The sequence below is a fragment of the Rhodoferax sp. genome (assembly GCF_028688795.1).
Classification (GTDB): domain Bacteria; phylum Pseudomonadota; class Gammaproteobacteria; order Burkholderiales; family Burkholderiaceae_C; genus Rhodoferax.
On the sequence record NZ_JAQTXM010000012.1, the window covers coordinates 102,272 to 119,951 of the forward strand.

Sequence of the window (17,680 nt, forward strand, 5' to 3'; positions counted from 1 at the left end):
GCTTGTGTTATTTTTTCTTCACGAAGGCTTCCAACTCACCAAACGTGGGTCGATCGGTGGAGTAAAGCACTTTGCGGCCAAATTCAATGGCAGTGGCAGGGTTGTAGCCTTGCATGCTGGCCAGCAACGTGGTTTTGATGCACTGAAATTCTTTGCCGGCTTCTTCAACCTTTTGCTCCAGCAAGCCAGCCAGAGGCTCGGCAAAAGCATAGGCCAGCAAAATACCCAAAAACGTCCCCACCAGTGCCGAGGCAATCATGCCGCCGAGCACGGCCGGTGGCTGACCCACCGAACCCATGGTGTTCACCACGCCCAGCACGGCCGCCACAATGCCAAACGCTGGCAAGCCGCCAGCAATGCGCTGCAAGGCGGCCACAGCGGCGTATTCTTCAGCATGATGGGTGTCGATTTCGCTGTCCATGAGCGACTCGATCTCATGCGCATTCAGGTTGCCAGAGACCATCATGCGCAGGTAGTCGGTGATGAATTCGACCACATGGTGGTCATGGCCCACGTCGCCGTGTTTTTTGAAGATTTCAGACGAATGCGGCTCTTCCACATCTTTCTCAATGGCCATCAGGCCTTCTTTGCGGGCTTTTTGCAAGATGTCAAACAACAGCGCCAACAAGTCCATGTAGCGGGCTTTGGTGTACTTGCTGCCCTTGAAGCACATGCCCAAACCCTTGATGCTGGCCTTGATGACCTTCATCTGGTTGTTGGCCACAAACGCACCCATGGTGGCCCCGCCAATGGTGATCAACTCGAACGGCAATGCCTTCAGCACCACCATGATGTTGCCACCGTGGAAGATGTACACGCCAAAGACGCACACCATAACAATCAACCAACCAACAATGACGAACATAGACCTGAGGTGTCAGAAGAAGCGCTGGCTTCTAAAAATTGAGCGGTTCACCCCGCGTGAACCTGTCTCTATCATATCGTCCCCAAAATAGCGACCTTGAAGATTTTTACTAAATAGAACTCTAGCCCTTATAAATAAAGGGTAAGCAGCTATATATTTTATAGTTGTTAATGCAGCAAAATGCCGCCGGCATTGGCACCTTTGCCAGCGCGTGCCGGTGGGGTGCACAGGCCGCACTCAAAGTGGCGGCTGTTCTCGTAAGCCTCACTCACAAAATGCCCGCCACACTTGCAGCACTTGGTCATGGCCAGCATGTGGTTGTCGACAAACTTCACCAGTCGCCAAGCGCGTGTGATGCTCAGCAGGGGCTCGACACCGCAGGTGGCAATCTGCTCGGTGTAAAGTTTGTAGGCCTTCATGATGGCGTCAATGTCATCAAGCGCGCTGACCTTGTTCAGGTACTCATACGTGTTCAAAAACAAAGACGCATGAATATTGGGCTGCCAGGTCAAAAACCAGTCGGTGGAAAACGGCAACTGACCCTTGGACGGTGATTTGCCAGCCACTTCTTTATAGAGGCGCAGCAAACGCTCATAAGACAAACTGGTTTCACTCTCAAGCACCTGCAAGCGGGCGCCGAGCTGAATCAACGCCACAGCGCGCTCAACCTGCTTGGAATCATTCAGAACGCTTTTGGTAGATGCGGTGGCCATGGTGTGTGCTCCGGGAAACTTGGGGTGATGTCGGGTGACGAAATTACAGGGCTTCGGCAAAACGCCCGGCCATCAAAATACTGGCGTGCAGCTTGGTGGTGGCATCGTTGTCGACCTTGGCTGGCGTGTGGTTGGTGAGCAAGCCCCACACCATGTCATCGTCCACCCGAAAGCGGCACAGCAACATCGGGCTGGTGGCAATCTTCAAAATCTGCGCTGGCGACAACATGGCAATCATGTCGGCAGATTCTTCAGAGATGCCCAGGCGGAACAACGCTTCAGCCTTGTCCTTGCGAATCACGTTTTGCGCCAGCATCAGGTAAGTGAGGTTGGCATCACGGATGTCGTTGGAGAGTTGCTCGTCGTTCATGGTGGGCTCCTGGAAAAAGGCTTCAATCAATTGGATGGTGTTTGGGGCCTAATTGCCTGCTTCACCACCATGGAGCCGATTCTGAACGGGCCAATTGAAAACTTGAATCGGTCAATGGCTAATGCGGGTGTCGGGTAAACCGCTGGGCTTGTAGGAAAAAGCCCTACATGGCGCTGGTTTGGCCTGCCTTTTCGGTGCTTTGCCCGGCGCCCGCGCATCTGCCTAAAATCAATCCACTGTTAGCGTCCTGTTGACTGGATCGATTTAAAAAGGCAATGACCGTGGTAACCAGCAAAACCTTGATACCAGATATTGCGCCCGGCAAAAGCCGCCCAGCATGGCTGCAAACCCTGCGTGATGAGCCTGAGCTTGATTTTGCAGTGCTGGTGGGGAGCCGTGCCACCGACACCGCCCGCGTCGACAGCGACTGGGACATTGCGCTGCAATGGTCACATCAGCTTGACTGGCTGACTGTCTTAGGTAAAACCGAAACCCTGCGGCGCACACTGGCGCGCCACTTGAATATTGCGCCCACTGCGATTGACCTGATCGAACTTCGCCGCGCCAACTTGGCCATGCGTGCCAGCGTGGCAGAAGAAGGCGTGCCGCTGGCGGGCGAAGACTCTTTGGCGTGGGCGCGGTTTCTTCAGCGCACTTGGCGTGAACTGGAAGACTTTTATTGGGATAAACAACATGCGGCTTGACCTTTACCAGGCGGAGACTGCACGCGTTGCCGCTGAACAAAGCGCCCTGCTGGCGCAAGCCAAAGCTATCCTTGGGCAGGGCCGCGCACTTACGCCCCTGGAGCAAGGCGGCGTGCTTCATGCCCTCCAAATACTCATTGAAAACGCCATTGGTAAAGCCAAACAATTGCTCAAAGCCAGTGACCAGCCCGTACCCGTGTCGGGCTATGACGCATTCAAGGCCCTGGCCACCCGTAACCTGGTGGCGCAGGTTGACCTATCTGCCTGGAACGCCATCATTGGACTTCGCAACCGCATCGTGCATGACTACATGAACATCGACATGGACCAAGTTATTGCATTGATTGCCGCCGACAAAGACCAATTTGTCGTGCGGTTTTTGGTGACTGAGTTCCTGGATTGAACTGTCATCATTCTGATGATATTTGATAAAATAGGCCTCTAGGCTTTGATGATGTTGCGCAAGAGGCTATCGAATTCGTAGCGTTTCCACCTCGAAATCGACGATGTTGCGGCTGGCCTTGCTGAACTCCACCCCAATCAAGTGGATCGGCTCACCGCGTGCACGGTACTTGTCGGCGTAGCCCTTGTCCTTGATCTGCTGCACCCGGGCACCGAGCTAATGCGCTTCGCCCGATTCGCCGACGCCAGAGACCATCAAGGGACGCTGACGCTCGATCTGCAACTGGATTGGGCGCGCGAGTATGTCGCACGAACGAGCACCGTTACGGCAGCGCGCAGGCTGGAGGTCGTCCGACCGTTCGCGACCTATTACCGCCAATTCGAGCCCGCCACTGAGGTGCCGCCGCCATTCATCTTGGGCCGCGGCCATCGACGGCTTGCCCCTCACATCTACACCGACCAGGAGATTCGCGATCTGCTGGCCCTGACTGACCGCATGACGCCGCCAGGCGGGTTGCGGCCTAAGTTCGCAGCATTGCATCCGCTCTTCCTTCGTCAATTCCAGCGTTTCCAGCTTCATTTCGATCAATACCCATTTCGTGATGGCTGGCATCATATTAAGGTGTGACTTTCCGGTAAGCGCATATTCACAGATTCAAATAGTTAGAAATAAACCACTTTTTAGCAATCTCATAGCCCATTGGGATCAGTTGATCCTTATTTTCAATAGAAATTGAACCAGGATGTGCTCGGAAATAAACTAATGGATCAGCCACATAGGAAATATGTGAATATTTTAATGAAATTAAAGCATAAATGAGCCAATCCACTCCTGCTCCAGTTTTAGCAAAATCATACCCATCTACTCCATCCAACTTGTCTTTTATAGCATTTTTGAGATCTGACGTTCTAAACAAGGCTGCACCTGGCGAAACAGGAACGAAATGATCCAAAAAGGTCGAAATTCTTACATAACTGTTTCTTGTAATTTTTGTATCACCTAAAAAAGCTTGGTATTGAATGCTACCTTGCCAGTCATTATGACCAACATATGCTGGTGTGTAGACAAAGGCACACTCCTGAATTAAGATATAAGGTAGCGTTTTTTCTAAAAATGATTCATGAATTAAATCATCACTAAATAATATCTTGGCATATTTAGAATTTGCCATGTTTGCACATTTTAACCAATTTAAAACAGGCCCAATATTATTTTTATTTTCAAAAAACTTTATTCTTTTATCTTTTTTTTGCAAATTTTTGACGATTAGGGGTGTGGCATCCGTGCTGGCATTATCAATGACGATAATTTCAATATCTGAAACTGTTTGATTTAATGCTGAATTAATTGTTTTCTCTATTAAATTTTCCCTATTAAAAACCGGAATTAATATTGATACAAGAGGGTTTTTCATGAGTTATATGTAATGATAATTAATTGGATGGAGTCACAATCTCAGAATTGGTATCAGAAATCATCATATGGTTAGAAAAATTGCCAGTTAAAATGTTTCTCTCTTTCATAATTAAAATTAAAAAGCTATGAAACCTCTCTAGTAAAAATCCAATTGTTCGTCGCTGATATCCTGAACGGTCAATGTAACTGTCTGAGTAACGAAATAAGGCAGCCTGTTCTAAAAGCCCCATTAAATTTGTAAATTCTATCTTTTTAAAAACACCGATACTACAGGAGGGAATAAAATTTTTAATATTTAAAAATTTGCAGGCATCATTTTTTGAAATAATTTCATTTGAAACGAGATATTTTGTAAAATTTAAAATATCTTCAAGGAAATGATTGGATGCATATTGCTCCAGCATTCCATCTTTAAAATAAACTGGGGTATTGTATAATTCATTACTAACTAAATTTAAAAAATCTTCTTTGTATAAACTAACATCACTACTTTTTACCAGATTAATCCAAGGTGCATTGGTGGACTTTCTAGAATTTCTGATGTTTGATGCGGTGAATCTTCGGTAGTGAAATACCCTTATATATTTTAGATTTTTGCAAAAATAGTCTATATTCTTTGATAGCCAAATTAGTTGAGAGTATTCAGAGAGTGAATTTCCATTTATTCCGTAGATTTCATCTGGTATCACTAAAGCATTTGGCACTTCTTTTATTTCAATTGGCGATATAAATATATCAAAGGTATCGTTAAAATAACTCGGCGGAGCTTTGTGTCCGATGCATACATTTAACACATTTTTTTGGTCAAGATTATTATTAACGAGCGTAAGAAAATCATTCCATTTTTTTTTGTATTCAAAAAAATTACTGCTCCAAATTTCACCGCCAAACGCACCACCACTTTGATGCGTAAGGTGAACACTCCAAGTTCCAAGCGTCAAGCCAGATTCTCTAGCCGTGCGGCAAAAATCCACATCGTAAAAGTGAAAAGCAAACTGTGGATCAAATTGCACCTTACTGGTTATTAACGTGCTTTTACGAGCTGCAATAAACACCCCATCTAACAATTCGCAAGCAGAAGGCACTTCACCAAAATTTGACAGTTGACCGAAGGCATTTACACCATGGCCAACGTGGCCACTGAGGTTGTTCTTGTCATCCCATGTGAAGTTTTGATCGACAAAGCACCATGCCGGTTGATTTGGTAAGCGTCGCTTATTACCAGCCACTCCAATTACGTCAAATTTCTTTAATCCAGCAGCAACGGTTTGCGAGAAGTTGTATTCGTCAATCCAGACATCGTCATGCATGAAAACAAGAATGTCTTCGGGGTGTGCCCGCTCAATGGCAGCGTTGAAAATTTCAGGCAATCCACGTGCGTTTTGAAAGGCGATATCAACGGAAATATTTTCACCTTGTTGTACTAACCGTTTGATGGATAGACCCAGCGCAGATTGCGCCCAAAAAGCATACTCAGAGAGTTTGCTTGCGCTCACCACCACCAAAGACGGCAGCTCTGACAAGATGGGCTCAAAACGGGCCTTAGAGTTGCGAGGGAATGTATGGTTGTTATTAATATTGAGACTCTGTACCGCAGCATCTATGCACCACCCCTGCCACATGGTGCGCAGCATGGTTTCAAACGCATTGGCAAATTCTTTGGGCTGCCCCAGCATTGAGGATGCAAAACGCTGCCGCATCCCAGAGCGCAGTTGTGCCAATGCGTCAAGGTGGTCTGACCAATAGCGCCCTATATGCACAAACTCTTCAATGCTTCCCGCCACAAAATCGTCCAACCCCAGTTGATGCATCAGTGCGGCACTGAATCGGCTGGCCGGTGTTTGTCCGGCCATTCCCAATGTGGGCACGCCCATCCAGGCTGCGTTGGCTGTGGTGGCACCGCCAGCGTGCGGAAACGTGTCTAGGCAAATGTCAACCTGATGGTGCAGCGCCAAGTAATCTGCAGTGGCCACACGGGGACAAAACCCAAGTCGGTCTGAGGTGATACTTTCCGCTGCGAAGCTTTTAATAAGATCGTCTTTGTCTTCATTTTCTATAGCGCAAAGAAACAAGCAAGATGACGGAATGCTGCGCAACAACATGCTCCAAAGCGCAATCACAGAAGCATTGATTTTGTTGGCGCGGTTAAAGCTGCCAAAGGTGATGGCCCCATGTTTCAATGCGGGCAGGGCGTTGACTGGTGGTGACGAAGCATGTGGCTTGAAAGTGACCACCGACGGCAAATAAGCCATTTTTTCTGCAAACTGCCAGTCCAGATCACCCGGGGGAATCCAATAGGCATCGCTGATGTAGTAGTCCATGGCTTTCAGACCTGTCGTGCCCAGGTAACCCAGCCAACTGGCCTGAATGGGCGCAGGTTTGCGGGCAAATGCCAGCAGCCGGTTTTTGGCGGTGTGGCCTGCCAGGTCTATCAAAATGTCAATTTTTTCAGCACGTACCAGCTCCGCCAGTTGGGCGTCATCAAGGTCGACCACGCTATGCCATGTGTGAAACTGTTGGCGCATGCGCTGGGTGTATTCGTCATCATTGCCTTTTGTATAAAAAGCATGAAGGGTTAGCCTGCTTTTCTTGGCGAGTTGCTCAAACAGGGGCTCCAAAAAGTTGGCCAGTGCGTGGTGGTTCAGGTCGCCAGACACAAACCCAATGTGTAGAACACGGTCAGGGTCTTTGTTGTTGGAGTGGGGGTGTTGTTGCGCAAGCAGCGGGGTCTGAAAGCGTTGGCCAAATGCCAGGTGTTCTTCAAACAAATGCTGGGGCTCTACCAGCACGTCGTGGTTCAGCAGGTACAAGACGTTGCTGTGCGCCACCTCGCGCCGCGGCTCGTGCGCCATGTCGGCACGGTAATAGCACGCTTGCGCCTCAGAGATTTGGCCCTTTTCTTCAAATACCTTGCCCAGTTGGATGTAAGCCGACGCGTCTTGTTCGTCCAAACGAAGGGCAGCTTCGCAATTGGCCTGCGCGGCATCCACGTCCCCCTTGAATTGCTGCACCATGGCCAAGTTGACCAGCGCTTTGACGTAACCCGGGTCAAGTCGCACAGCTTCTTGCAGGTGGGGTAGGGCCTGGTCAGCCTGATTCAGGGCCACCAGCGCCATGCCCAGGTTGTGTTGAGCTACCGGGTCGTCAGCGGCAATGAATAGCGCTTGCTTGAGTGGGGTAATTGACGCAGCGTAATTTTCTTGCGCTTGCAAAACGTAGCCTAAAACTCGCCAGGCCACGGCTTCGCCGGGGTATTGCAGAGTCAGCCGCTTCGCCAACGCATGGGCTGCCGGGTAGTCTTTAGCTTCAAAAAAATCTACCAATGTGGTCAGCAGTATTGGCGGCGCAGGGGTGGGGGTAGATGCGGGTTGTGTTGAGGGCGTGATGAACACTGTAGTGTCGACATCGATGGCATCAGGCGGCAGATCGTCGCACCAGCGATGCCACATGCTGCGCACCAGTAATTCAAAATGTGTAGCATTCTGCGCATTCTGCATAAGGTTTGAGTTCCTAAAACGTTCACGCATTCCAGCGCGAACGGCTGCCAGATCAGTCACATGGCTTGCCCAGTGCTGCGCTTTTTCAAGGTAGTCGTCAATGCTGGTGGCAACAAAACCGTCCAAACCCAAGTGGTGCATTTCCATCGCACCCAAGCGGCTCGCTGGTGTTTCGCCAGCAAGGCATAGCGAAGGCACGCCCATCCAGGCCGCATGGGCTGTGGTGGCCCCACCGCCATGCGGGTAGGTGTCTAGACAAAAATCAACCTGGTGATGCAGTGCCAGATAGCTTGGCAAGTTGCAGCGTTCAAAAAACGTCAAGCGCTCCATGGCGATGCCTTCGTTGGCAAAGCTCTGGCGCAGCAGGCTCTGGCTGTCTTGGGGCATCCCACCAAACATCAGGCGCGACGTTGGCACATTGCGCAGCAACATGCTCCAGAGCATCATCATCGACGCATTGACTTTGTTGGGGCGGTTAAAGCTACCAAAGGTGACATAGCCGTTTTTCAACGCTGGCAACTCATTCACAACAGGGGACAATTCGCTGGGCTGAAAAACAATGGCTGATGGCAAATAGGCCGCTTTCTCAGCCAATTGCCAGGTCAATTCAGGTGGAAGCCATGCCTTGTCACACAGGTAGTAGTCCATGGCCTGCAAGCCGGTGGTGCCCAAATACCCCAAATAACTCACTTGCACGGGCGCGGGTTTACGGACAAACGTTAACAAACGGTTATGGGCAGAGTGCCCAGACAAGTCAAACAAAATATCAATGCCGTCAGTGGTAATTTTTGTAGCCAGGTCAGCATCGGTGTAGCCGGCCACAAAATTCCAAGCCTTGAAACTGGGTTGCAAACGCTTCGTTACCGCGTCGTCATAAACATGGGTGTAGTAGGCGTGTAGCTCAAGGCTTGGCAGTGCACTGAGCGCACTGAACATGGGCTCAAAAAAGTTGGCCAGCGCATGGTCATAAAAGTCCCCAGAAACAAAGCCCACTTTCAGCTGGCGATGTGGATCTTTGCTGTTTGTGAATGTTGCTCTATTGCATGCTGGTAGTGACTCAAAATGCGAGCCAAATGCCAAGTGTTGCTCGTGCAGTGCTTGCGGTGTGGTGTTGACGTCCAGGCTCAAGCAAAAAAGCAAATTGCTGTGCGCAGCGGCCCAGTCTGGTTTGATGCGCAAGGCCGCCCGGTACGCCGCTTGTGCAGGCTCAGATTCACCCAGGTCTTTCAAAACAATAGCCAGGTTGTTCAGGGCTTCAGCCCAGTCAGGTTTTAAGACCAACGCTTGTTGGTAACTTTGCACAGCCTCTAAAAATTTGCCCTGTGCATGCAACGCATTGCCCAAATTATTGTGAGCCATTGCCATGTCAGGTTGTAATTCCAACGCTTGGCGGCAATACATCTCAGCTTGCGCATTCAAGCCCATCGTTTTAAAAATATTGGCTAAATTGTTGTAAGCTGTGGGGTTGTTGGGTTGCAGGCCAAGCGCCGTAAGATAGCTTTGCACGGCTTCGTCCAGCAAGCCCTGTTGCTGCATTTCACAGGCCAAATTGAAATGTGCTTCGTAGTCGTTGGGGCGGTATTGCACTGCAGACCTGTGTGCCAGCAATGCCTCTTTGTAGCGACCCATTGGGCGCAACACCGCGCCCAACATTTTGCGTGCCAAGCCGTGCTCAGGGCATTGAACAATCAAGGTGTGGGCCAGCGACTCAGCTGCCTCAAACCGGTTTTGGTTGAATAGGTTGTTGAGCTCTTGCTGTTCCAGTGCCGATGGCTCACCACTTGGCGCAGTAGCCGCAGATGTGTTTGTCATGTCATTTCCAATACTTGCAGTGTCCGCATCTATACCCGCACACCAACGCTGCCACACCATACGCAAACTGGTTTCAAAATGATCGGCAAAGCCATTGAAATTGCATAAGGCAGACCTGCGAAATTGTTCACGCAAACCTGCCCTAACTGCTGCCAAGTCATCAATGCGAGTAGCCCAGTCACAAGCCAGTTCAATAAAGTCGTGAGCGTTGGGCGCAATGAATTCTGCAAGCCTTAGGTGCGCCATTTCGGCTGCGCCAAAGCGGCTGGCTGGCTTCTCGCCAGTCCAGCACAGGGTGGGCACACCCATCCAGGCTGCATGGGCAGTGGTGGCACCGCCACCAAAGGGGAACGTGTCCAAGCACAAATCGACATGATGGTGGTAGGCCAAATACTCGTGCGTTACTGCGCGCTTTAAAAAGCTCAGTCTGAATTCATCAACACCAAGCTGCGTAAATTGAGCCAACAGGTCTTTTTGAAAAGCCCCTGCAATGCCACCAAAGACCATTTTTGATGTGGGCACACGTTTTAGTATTTCTGCCCAAGTCCGAACCACAGTGGGGTTAATTTTGTTGAGCCGGTTGAAACTGCCAAACGTGATGTGACCGTTTGACAGTGCAGGTAGCGCATTCACAGGCGGCGCTAAAGCATCAGGCTCAAAGGCCGCGGCGCAGGGCTGGTAAAGCAATTTTTCAGTAAATTGAGCGTCAAATTGACCAGGCGGCAACCAGTGCGCGTCGGTCACGTAGTAATCCATAGACTTCAAGCCGGTGCTGCCCAAATACCCCAGCCAACTGATCTGCACCGGGGCCACCCTGCGCGCAAAGACCAGCAGTCGGTTGGGCAGGGTGTGGCCACTCAAATCAAGTAATATGTCAATACCATCTTGGCGAATTTGTTCTGCCAACTTGTCGTCACTTAGCGTTGCCACATCATGCCAATGCATAAAGAGTGCCTGTGCACGTTGGGTAACGACATCTTTTTCGGCACGAATGTAATACGCATGCAGCACCAAAGCCGGGCGGCCAGCCAAGCCTTTAAACAAGGGCTCCAAATAATTGGCCAGCGCATGGTTGTACAGGTCGTTGGTTACAAAACCAACATGCAACGGCCTGTTGACATCTTTGTCATTTTTAAATGTAGACAGGTGTGGCAAAAAGTTGGTCTCAAAGCGCTCGCCAAATGACATGTGCGCTTGCTGCAGTACGCTGGCGCTTACCTGGTCATCAAGACTGAGCAAATTCAGCACATCGCTGTGCAGCTTGATTTCTTCAGGATTCAGCTCTAGTGCCACCCGGTAACTGTTCAACGCTTCGGGCAGTTTGTTTTGGAGTTCCAAGGCATTCCCTAATGCCATGTGAGCTTGGGCATAGGTAGGGGCATGCTGCACGGCACGTCGGCAATACTTTTCAGATTCTGCCAGTTGCCCTTGCAGTCGGTACACAATGCCCAAATTGTTCAGCGCTTTGGCGTAGTCGGTTGCAACAGCCAGAGCTTGTTGAATGCATTTCAGCGCATCGTCTAATTGGCCTGTTCCGATCAGGGCGGTGCCGAGATTGTTGAGCGTGGCAGCATCATTGGGCAAGAGCTCAAGAGCCCGTTGACTGCTGGCTACCGATTCAGCGTACTTGCCTTGACTTTGATAGATAGCACCCAGTACTTTCCAATTCAAACCATTTTGTGGGAAACGCTGCGTGAGTGACAACGCCAGTGTTTCTGCCTCTGTAAATCTCCTTTCGCCAAACAGCCTGGCAAGAGTTTCAAATTCAACTGGGCTTGTTTTTTTTTGATGACTTGTCTGGCGCTTGGTTCTTTTCATAAAGCCAATATTAACTATTTCAGCAACTGCAACACGGATTGGGGCAACGAATTGGCTTGCGCCACCATGGCGGTGCCCGCTTGTTGCAGCACTTGAGCACGGGACAAGTTTGCTGTTTCCATGGCGTAATCTGCATCCATGATGCGGCCACGCGCAGCGGCTGAGTTTTCAGAGGAAACTCGCAAATTGGCAATGACGGAGTCGAATCGATTTTGTGTCGCACCCCAGGTGGAACGTGCCGTGGTTACAGCTGAAATATCCGCATCCAAAAGGGAAATCTGCGAAAAAGCTGTGCTTGATGCAGTCCCCAAACCTGTAGCAGCTGTTGTGCCAACATACGACGTGCCAGCGAGCGTGATCTTGTCGTTAACAGTGCTGTTGGCCCCCACCTGAAAGTCAAAAGATGCAGTCGTGTTGGTTACGGATTGCCCATTGAAAGTGGTGGCTACTGCGACCCGAGCGTTTTCAGCGGCTAGCAACTTGAATTCTTCATTTAAAGAAGTAATGTCGGTGGACGTGTTGGTGCCGTTAGAGGCTTGTACTGCCAATTCACGCATGCGTTGCAAGTTGTCTGAGATGGCACCGAGTGCGCCTTCAGCCGTTTGCGCCAGAGAAATGCCGTCATTTGCATTACGTATGGCCACATTCATACCACGTGTCTGTGCATTCATGCGCTCTGCAATGGCCAAGCCAGCGGCGTCATCTTTGGCGCTGTTGACGCGCAACCCCGATGAGAGCCGAGCCATGGACACCGCCAATGAGTTGCTGGTACCTGCCAAACTGCGCTGGGCATTGAGCGAATTGACGTTGCTGTTGATCGTGGAAGCCATGAGAATCTCCTTAAAGGCATGGGAATTGAGGTGAGGTTTGCCGGTAGACAAATTGTGCAAAATTCAAACCAAGCGCTTAAGCTTGATAAGCGGCAGTGAAATCTGTCTTTTCTTCACTTCAATCCAATTGATAGGGTTTGTTTTTTTTCTTAAAAGTCTCAAGTTTTTGGCGCAGGCAGCCGAAAACTACTTTAACGGGTTCCAAAAAGGCTCGTCGTCCGGCTAGCTACCTCGGTAGTTCCGGTCATGATTGCCATCCGATAGGTTGGCATTGAGATCGGCAGATTTGCCGGATTTGTTTACTTTTAAGGAGCTTCTCATGTCTTCCATCAACACCAACGTCAATTCGATCAATGCCCAACGTAATTTGGCAAGCACCACCAATTCATTGTCAGTGTCCATGGCTCGGCTCTCATCGGGGTTGCGCGTCAACAGCGCCAAAGATGACGCCGCTGGCTTGGCCATTGCAGAGCGCATGAACGCTCAGACACGTGGTATGAATGTGGCAGTGCGCAACGCCAACGATGCCATTGGTCTGGCACAAACGGCTGAAGGCGCTTTGGGGCAGATTGCAAATAATTTGCAGCGCATGCGTGAATTGGCGGTGCAAGCATCCAACGGTACAAATGGAAGTGCAGACGTTTCTTCCTTGGATGCTGAATACAAATTGTTGGCTTCGGAAAACACGCGTGTTGCTGCTGCGACTACATTTAACAATCTGTCTGTGACTAACACAGCAGCGTCCTTTACCTTCCAGGTGGGGGCGAATAGTACTGCTGCCAATGACCAAATTACAGTTGCTGGTACTTCTTTCGTAGGCACTGCAACTACCTTGGGTACCGCGACGAGCACGGCTTTTGCTCAAATTTCGGCATTGGATGCAGACATCACCACCGTTTCTACAGCACGTTCAACCTGGGGCGCAACACAAAACCGATTCGACTCCGTGATTGCCAACTTACGTGTTTCCTCTGAGAATTCTGCCGCAGCACGTGGCCGCATCATGGATGCAGACTATGCCCAAGAAACTGCGAGCCTGTCACGTGCGCAAGTGTTGCAACAAGCCGGCACGGCCATGGTGGCACAGGCCAACCAGCAACCGCAAAGTGTGTTGGCGTTGCTGCGGTAAACGCGCAACTATCACCGGTTTAGGCTGGTGATAAGTGGTTTGGCACAAGGCGGCTTCAGACACAATGTCTGGGTCGCCGTTTCACTTTTAGTGCGCGGGCATATTGGCAAAGATTGGAGCAAATCATGACTATTTCGTCGACTGGTGTGGGTAGTGGACTTGATGTGAAAAGCATCGTGTCGCAACTTGTGGCCATCGAGCGCCAGCCCCTGAAAGCTCTGCAAACCACGGCCTCTAAATACCAGACCCAATTGAGCGTCTACGGCACCATCAAATCCCAGGTATCCGCCTTGGGTGATGCTGCGGGGGTGTTGGCCACAGCAAGTGGGTGGTCGGCACAACAGGCGACCTCGTCTAACTCGACCGCGGTGGCGGTCACGGCGGGTTCCTCTGCAGTGGCATCTTCCATGTCAGTCACGGTGCAGCAATTGGCTCAGGCGCAGGCGGTCACTTCTGTGGGCGTGACGGCCGGCTCAGCCGTGGGTGCCACGGGGTCGTTATCAATTCAATTAGGTACGTGGACGGGTGCCAGCTTTGCAGCAGATGGAGCTAGTGCGGCAACTCCTGTCACCGTGTCAGCCACAGACACTGTTGCTACCATTGCAGCTGCAATCAATGCCGCCAACGCGGGGGTGACTGCCTCGGTGTTGAATGATGGCACCAATGACCGCTTGGTCATGCGTTCAACCAGCACCGGTTTGGCGGCAGGTTTCAGTGTCACGCCAACAGGTGGCAATGCAGCGCTTAACGCCTATGGTTTTACCAATTCGACATTGACGACGCCTTCTGCAAGTGGCATGTTCATGGGGCAATCTGGTTTGGATGCCAACTTGAAGGTGAATGGTGTGGCGCTGACTTCAGCCAGTAACAACATGAGCAATGTGATGCCTGGTGTTTCGCTGCAACTGCTGCAAACCGCAGCGACAGCCGTTGATATTGCGGTGACACAAGATACCGATGCAGTACAAAAAAATATCCAGAGTTTTGTGGATGCATACAACGCTTTGAGCCAAACCATTTCAGATGCCACCAAATACAACGCGGCTACCAAAACCGGTGGGCCACTGCAGGGTGATTCCACCACGCTGGGGCTACAAGGTGTTTTACGTTCCATGCTGGGTTCTAGTAGCACCGGCTCCACCTTCAGTAACTTGTCTCAAGTTGGCCTTGAGCGACAAACCAATGGTTCCTTGAAGATAAACGCCACCAAATTGGATGCAGCCAAGCTGGATATGACGAATTTGCAAAAGCTCTTTACCACCAACAACAGTGATGCAACGACCAATGGATTTGGCTTGAAGGTGCGTGATTTTGCCCGTGGCATGATCACCTTTGACGGGGCGGTGAGCAACAAGTCGTCGGCCATACAGGGCGCCATTACCCGCAACACCTCTGACCAGGACCGGGTCAATGAGCGTGCGACACGGGTCGAAGCACAGCTGCTGCGGCAATATTCTGCACTCGACACGCAAATGGCACAGTGGAACAGCTTGAGCTCCTATATGAACTCACAAATCTCGCAATGGAATAAATCGACCGCCTGATGGGTTCATTTCTCGATTGAAGTGCCGATATATATATCATCAGGTACTTCAGGAATGAATCAAAATGTTTACCTCAGTCAGTATGCGATCAGCAAATCCATTTAGACCCGCAAGCGGAAATGCTTACCAACAAGTTGCGGCAGAGACGGCTGTGTTCAGTGCCGATCCGCATCAGTTGGTTCATTTGCTTTTTGAGGCTTTGAAGCATTCTTTAGTTAAGGCCAAAGGCGCCATGCTCAAGGGCGATATTGTTGTCAAAGGTCAGGCCATTGGAAGATCAGTAAGAATTTTGGAAGAAGGTCTTAAGGCAGGTCTGGACGCAGACCGTGGGGGTGAATTGGCCCTGAATCTTCGAACGGTTTATGACATTTGCATTCTCAAGCTGACAGAGGCTAATTTGCACAACCGAGTTGAGTTGCTCGATGAAGTCAGTGGATTAATAGAGCCCATAGCGGATGGATGGACCCAAATCAAGGCTGATATTGCCGTGACCTCGTTTCAAGCTTGAGGAGCAAAAAATGTCACAACTTTTAATCAATTACTACAAAGCGATCGAAGACAGCAGCGCCAAAATGCTTGACGCCGCTAGGTCCGAAGACTGGGAGCAGGTGGTGCGCTTTGAAGGCGCATGCGCAGTACTCATCGAGCAACTGCGTGCACGTGCCGCCCAGGAGCAACTGCACCCCGAGCAGCGTGCCGAGAAAACCCGCATCATGCAGCGCATTCTCAACAACGACGCACAGATTCGTTATCTGGCCGAGCCCTGGCTCATGCACTGCGAGCAAAACCTTGAAAGCCCGCATCAGTTCTTACACTAATTGCTATATATTTAATAGTTACTTGCGCTTAATTTATAAGGGCTTAAGATCAAATTTACTTAAAAATTTGGGTGATGAAAGAGGGTGGCAATGGCTTGGCTGTTGTCACCCTTTTTCATTGAACAGACAGGTTTTGCCCTGCCTACAATGGCCTCAACCCCTTTGAGAGCGCCCTATGACCCGCAAAAAGTTACCCATTGGTATCCAGACCTTTGCCATCATTCGAGAAGAAGGCTATTACTACGTCGACAAAACGCGGTTAATTTTGCAGTTGGTGCAAGAGGGAAGGTATTACTTTTTAAGCCGGCCCAGACGCTTTGGCAAAAGCTTGCTGATTGACACCATTGCCGAGCTGTATGCCGGCTCGGAGCCTTTGTTTCAAGGCCTGTACTGCCACGACAAGTGGGACTGGCAGCGCAAGCACCCGGTGATCCGCATCAGCTTCACCGAAGGCGTGCGCGGGGGTGTCGTCGGGTTGGATCAGCGGGTGCGCGAAATATTGGCGCATGAGCAAAAGCGCCTGGGCGTGAGTTGCGTGAACCAAAGCATTGCTGGCCTATTTTCAGAGCTGATCTCTGAGGTGCATGCCGCCACCGGCCAACGTGTGGTGGTGTTGATTGATGAATACGACAAACCGATTCTGGACAGCATCGCCCGCCCGGACGAGGCACGAGAAATTCGCGATGCGCTGCGCAACCTTTACTCAGTGCTCAAAGGGTCAGATGCCCACATTCAATTCGCCATGCTCACCGGTGTGTCCAAATTCAGCAAGGTGAGCTTGTTTTCTGGGCTGAACAACTTGAACGACATTTCGGTAGATGCCCGTTACAGCGCCATTTGTGGCTACACCGATGCCGATGTAGATACTGAGTTTGCACCAGAGTTGCCTGGGCTTGACCGCGCCGAGATCAGGCGCTGGTACAACGGCTACAACTGGACCGGCGACAGTGTTTACAACCCGTTTGACTTGCTGCTGCTGTTTCAAAAGCGGGAATTCAAACCTTATTGGTTTGAGACCGGGACGCCCACGTTTTTGATAGACATCCTGACCAAGGCCCAGATTTTTACCCCTGATCTGGGTCGTACTGTTGCTGCAGAAGCCTTGTTGTCGAGCTTTGACGTAGGGCATATTTCGCCCGAGGCGCTGCTGTTTCAGGCCGGCTACCTCACCATTGACAGCGTCTGGCGCATTCCGGGGCGACAGGAATTTACGCTCAAATACCCCAACTACGAGGTACAGGCCAGCCTGAACGACAGTTTGTTGCAGGCCCTGAGCGGCAACCCCATGCTGCCCGGGCCATACATTGGCAAGCTCTACCGCCTGCTCCAGGCCAACGACTTTGCCGGCATGCAGGCACTTTTTACCGCTTTTTTTGAGAGCATTCCGTTTGAGTGGTACAGCAAAAACCCGATTGCCCAGTACGAGGGTTATTACGCCAGCGTGTTCTACAGCTACTTTGCCTCCCTTGGCCTGGACATCAGCACCGAGCAGAGCAGCAACGCTGGGCGCTTGGACATGGTGGTGCGCTTTAACCAAAACGTGTATGTGTTCGAGTTCAAGGTGGTCGAGTTGGCACCAGAGGGCAGGGCTTTGCAGCAGATCAAGGACAAGGGTTATGCCAAACCTTACCTGGCGAGCGGACAACCGATCCACTTGATTGGTGTGGAGTTCAGCAAGGCCAGCCGGAGTGTGGTGGGATTTGAGGTTGAAGAACTATCTAATATATAGCGGCTTACGCAATATAAATAAGGGCTAGAAGC

General features: G+C 50.6%; 16 protein-coding genes. 8 read left to right on the plus strand and 8 right to left on the minus strand.

Annotated elements, in window-relative coordinates; translation table 11 throughout:
* Window positions 1-7: 7 nt before the first annotated feature.
* From motA to flhD, 3 genes are all read right to left on the minus strand, one after another.
* Window positions 8-865 carry a flagellar motor stator protein MotA gene (motA, locus tag PHQ58_RS10965; RefSeq protein ID WP_300111023.1) on the minus strand — a complete coding sequence of 286 codons (858 nt, stop codon included), beginning with the start codon at window positions 863-865 and terminating at the stop codon, window positions 8-10.
* A 167-nt stretch (window positions 866-1,032) separates the two neighbouring features.
* The gene (gene flhC, locus PHQ58_RS10970) at window positions 1,033-1,578 is read right to left on the minus strand and encodes a flagellar transcriptional regulator FlhC (RefSeq protein WP_300111025.1); all 546 of its coding nucleotides are present in this window, start codon (window positions 1,576-1,578) and stop codon (window positions 1,033-1,035) included.
* 43 nt (window positions 1,579-1,621) lie between these two features.
* The gene (gene flhD / locus PHQ58_RS10975; protein ID WP_300111027.1) at window positions 1,622-1,948 is read right to left on the minus strand and encodes a flagellar transcriptional regulator FlhD; all 327 of its coding nucleotides are present in this window, start codon (window positions 1,946-1,948) and stop codon (window positions 1,622-1,624) included.
* A gap of 281 nt (window positions 1,949-2,229) precedes the next feature.
* On the opposite strand from flhD, the gene PHQ58_RS10980 reads away from it, so the two are divergent.
* Complete coding sequence (locus PHQ58_RS10980; RefSeq protein WP_300111029.1) at window positions 2,230-2,652, plus strand: nucleotidyltransferase domain-containing protein; 423 nt, start codon at window positions 2,230-2,232, stop codon at window positions 2,650-2,652.
* Window positions 2,642-3,055, plus strand: coding sequence for a DUF86 domain-containing protein (locus PHQ58_RS10985; RefSeq protein WP_300111031.1), 414 nt, complete (start codon window positions 2,642-2,644; stop codon window positions 3,053-3,055). Before PHQ58_RS10980 ends, PHQ58_RS10985 begins: the two co-directional genes overlap by 11 nt.
* Before the next feature lie 66 nt (window positions 3,056-3,121).
* On the opposite strand, the gene PHQ58_RS10990 is transcribed toward PHQ58_RS10985, so the two are convergent.
* A complete protein-coding gene (locus PHQ58_RS10990) occupies window positions 3,122-3,259 on the minus strand; it encodes a PD-(D/E)XK nuclease domain-containing protein (RefSeq protein WP_300111033.1) in 138 nt (45 codons plus the stop codon).
* On the opposite strand from PHQ58_RS10990, the gene PHQ58_RS10995 reads away from it, so the two are divergent.
* Window positions 3,197-3,682 (plus strand): hypothetical protein, encoded by a 486-nt coding sequence (locus PHQ58_RS10995; RefSeq protein ID WP_300111064.1) that lies wholly within the window; start codon window positions 3,197-3,199, stop codon window positions 3,680-3,682. The genes PHQ58_RS10990 and PHQ58_RS10995 overlap by 63 nt on opposite strands.
* A 19-nt stretch (window positions 3,683-3,701) precedes the next feature.
* Here PHQ58_RS10995 and PHQ58_RS11000 read toward each other — a convergent pair whose 3' ends face one another.
* The 4 genes from PHQ58_RS11000 to PHQ58_RS11015 all read right to left on the minus strand — a co-directional run bounded on the left by PHQ58_RS11000 (window position 3,702) and on the right by PHQ58_RS11015 (window position 12,830).
* The gene (locus tag PHQ58_RS11000; RefSeq protein ID WP_300111035.1) at window positions 3,702-4,469 is read right to left on the minus strand and encodes a glycosyltransferase family 2 protein; all 768 of its coding nucleotides are present in this window, start codon (window positions 4,467-4,469) and stop codon (window positions 3,702-3,704) included.
* A 19-nt stretch (window positions 4,470-4,488) separates the two neighbouring features.
* Complete coding sequence (locus PHQ58_RS11005) at window positions 4,489-11,598, minus strand: tetratricopeptide repeat protein (RefSeq protein ID WP_300111037.1); 7,110 nt, start codon at window positions 11,596-11,598, stop codon at window positions 4,489-4,491.
* A gap of 14 nt (window positions 11,599-11,612) precedes the next feature.
* Window positions 11,613-12,428 carry a flagellin gene (locus tag PHQ58_RS11010; protein ID WP_300111039.1) on the minus strand — a complete coding sequence of 272 codons (816 nt, stop codon included), beginning with the start codon at window positions 12,426-12,428 and terminating at the stop codon, window positions 11,613-11,615.
* A 222-nt stretch (window positions 12,429-12,650) separates the two neighbouring features.
* Window positions 12,651-12,830, minus strand: coding sequence for a hypothetical protein (locus PHQ58_RS11015; RefSeq protein ID WP_300111065.1), 180 nt, complete (start codon window positions 12,828-12,830; stop codon window positions 12,651-12,653).
* Between PHQ58_RS11015 and PHQ58_RS11020 the strand changes: the two genes are divergently transcribed.
* The 5 genes from PHQ58_RS11020 to PHQ58_RS11040 all read left to right on the plus strand — a co-directional run bounded on the left by PHQ58_RS11020 (window position 12,748) and on the right by PHQ58_RS11040 (window position 17,648).
* Window positions 12,748-13,557, plus strand: a complete 810-nt coding sequence (locus PHQ58_RS11020) for a flagellin (protein WP_300111041.1) — start codon at window positions 12,748-12,750, stop codon at window positions 13,555-13,557. The two genes, PHQ58_RS11015 and PHQ58_RS11020, sit on opposite strands and share 83 nt — an antisense overlap.
* Before the next feature lie 125 nt (window positions 13,558-13,682).
* Entirely contained in the window at window positions 13,683-15,101 is a 1,419-nt protein-coding gene (fliD, locus tag PHQ58_RS11025; protein WP_300111042.1) for a flagellar filament capping protein FliD, read from the plus strand.
* Window positions 15,102-15,165: 64 nt separating this feature from the next.
* Window positions 15,166-15,609 (plus strand): flagellar export chaperone FliS, encoded by a 444-nt coding sequence (fliS, locus tag PHQ58_RS11030; RefSeq protein ID WP_300111043.1) that lies wholly within the window; start codon window positions 15,166-15,168, stop codon window positions 15,607-15,609.
* A 10-nt stretch (window positions 15,610-15,619) separates the two neighbouring features.
* On the plus strand, window positions 15,620-15,919 hold the full coding sequence (locus PHQ58_RS11035; RefSeq protein ID WP_300111044.1) for a flagellar protein FliT: 300 nt from the start codon (window positions 15,620-15,622) through the stop codon (window positions 15,917-15,919).
* A gap of 175 nt (window positions 15,920-16,094) precedes the next feature.
* Entirely contained in the window at window positions 16,095-17,648 is a 1,554-nt protein-coding gene (locus PHQ58_RS11040) for an ATP-binding protein (protein ID WP_300111045.1), read from the plus strand.
* Window positions 17,649-17,680 lie beyond the last annotated feature (32 nt).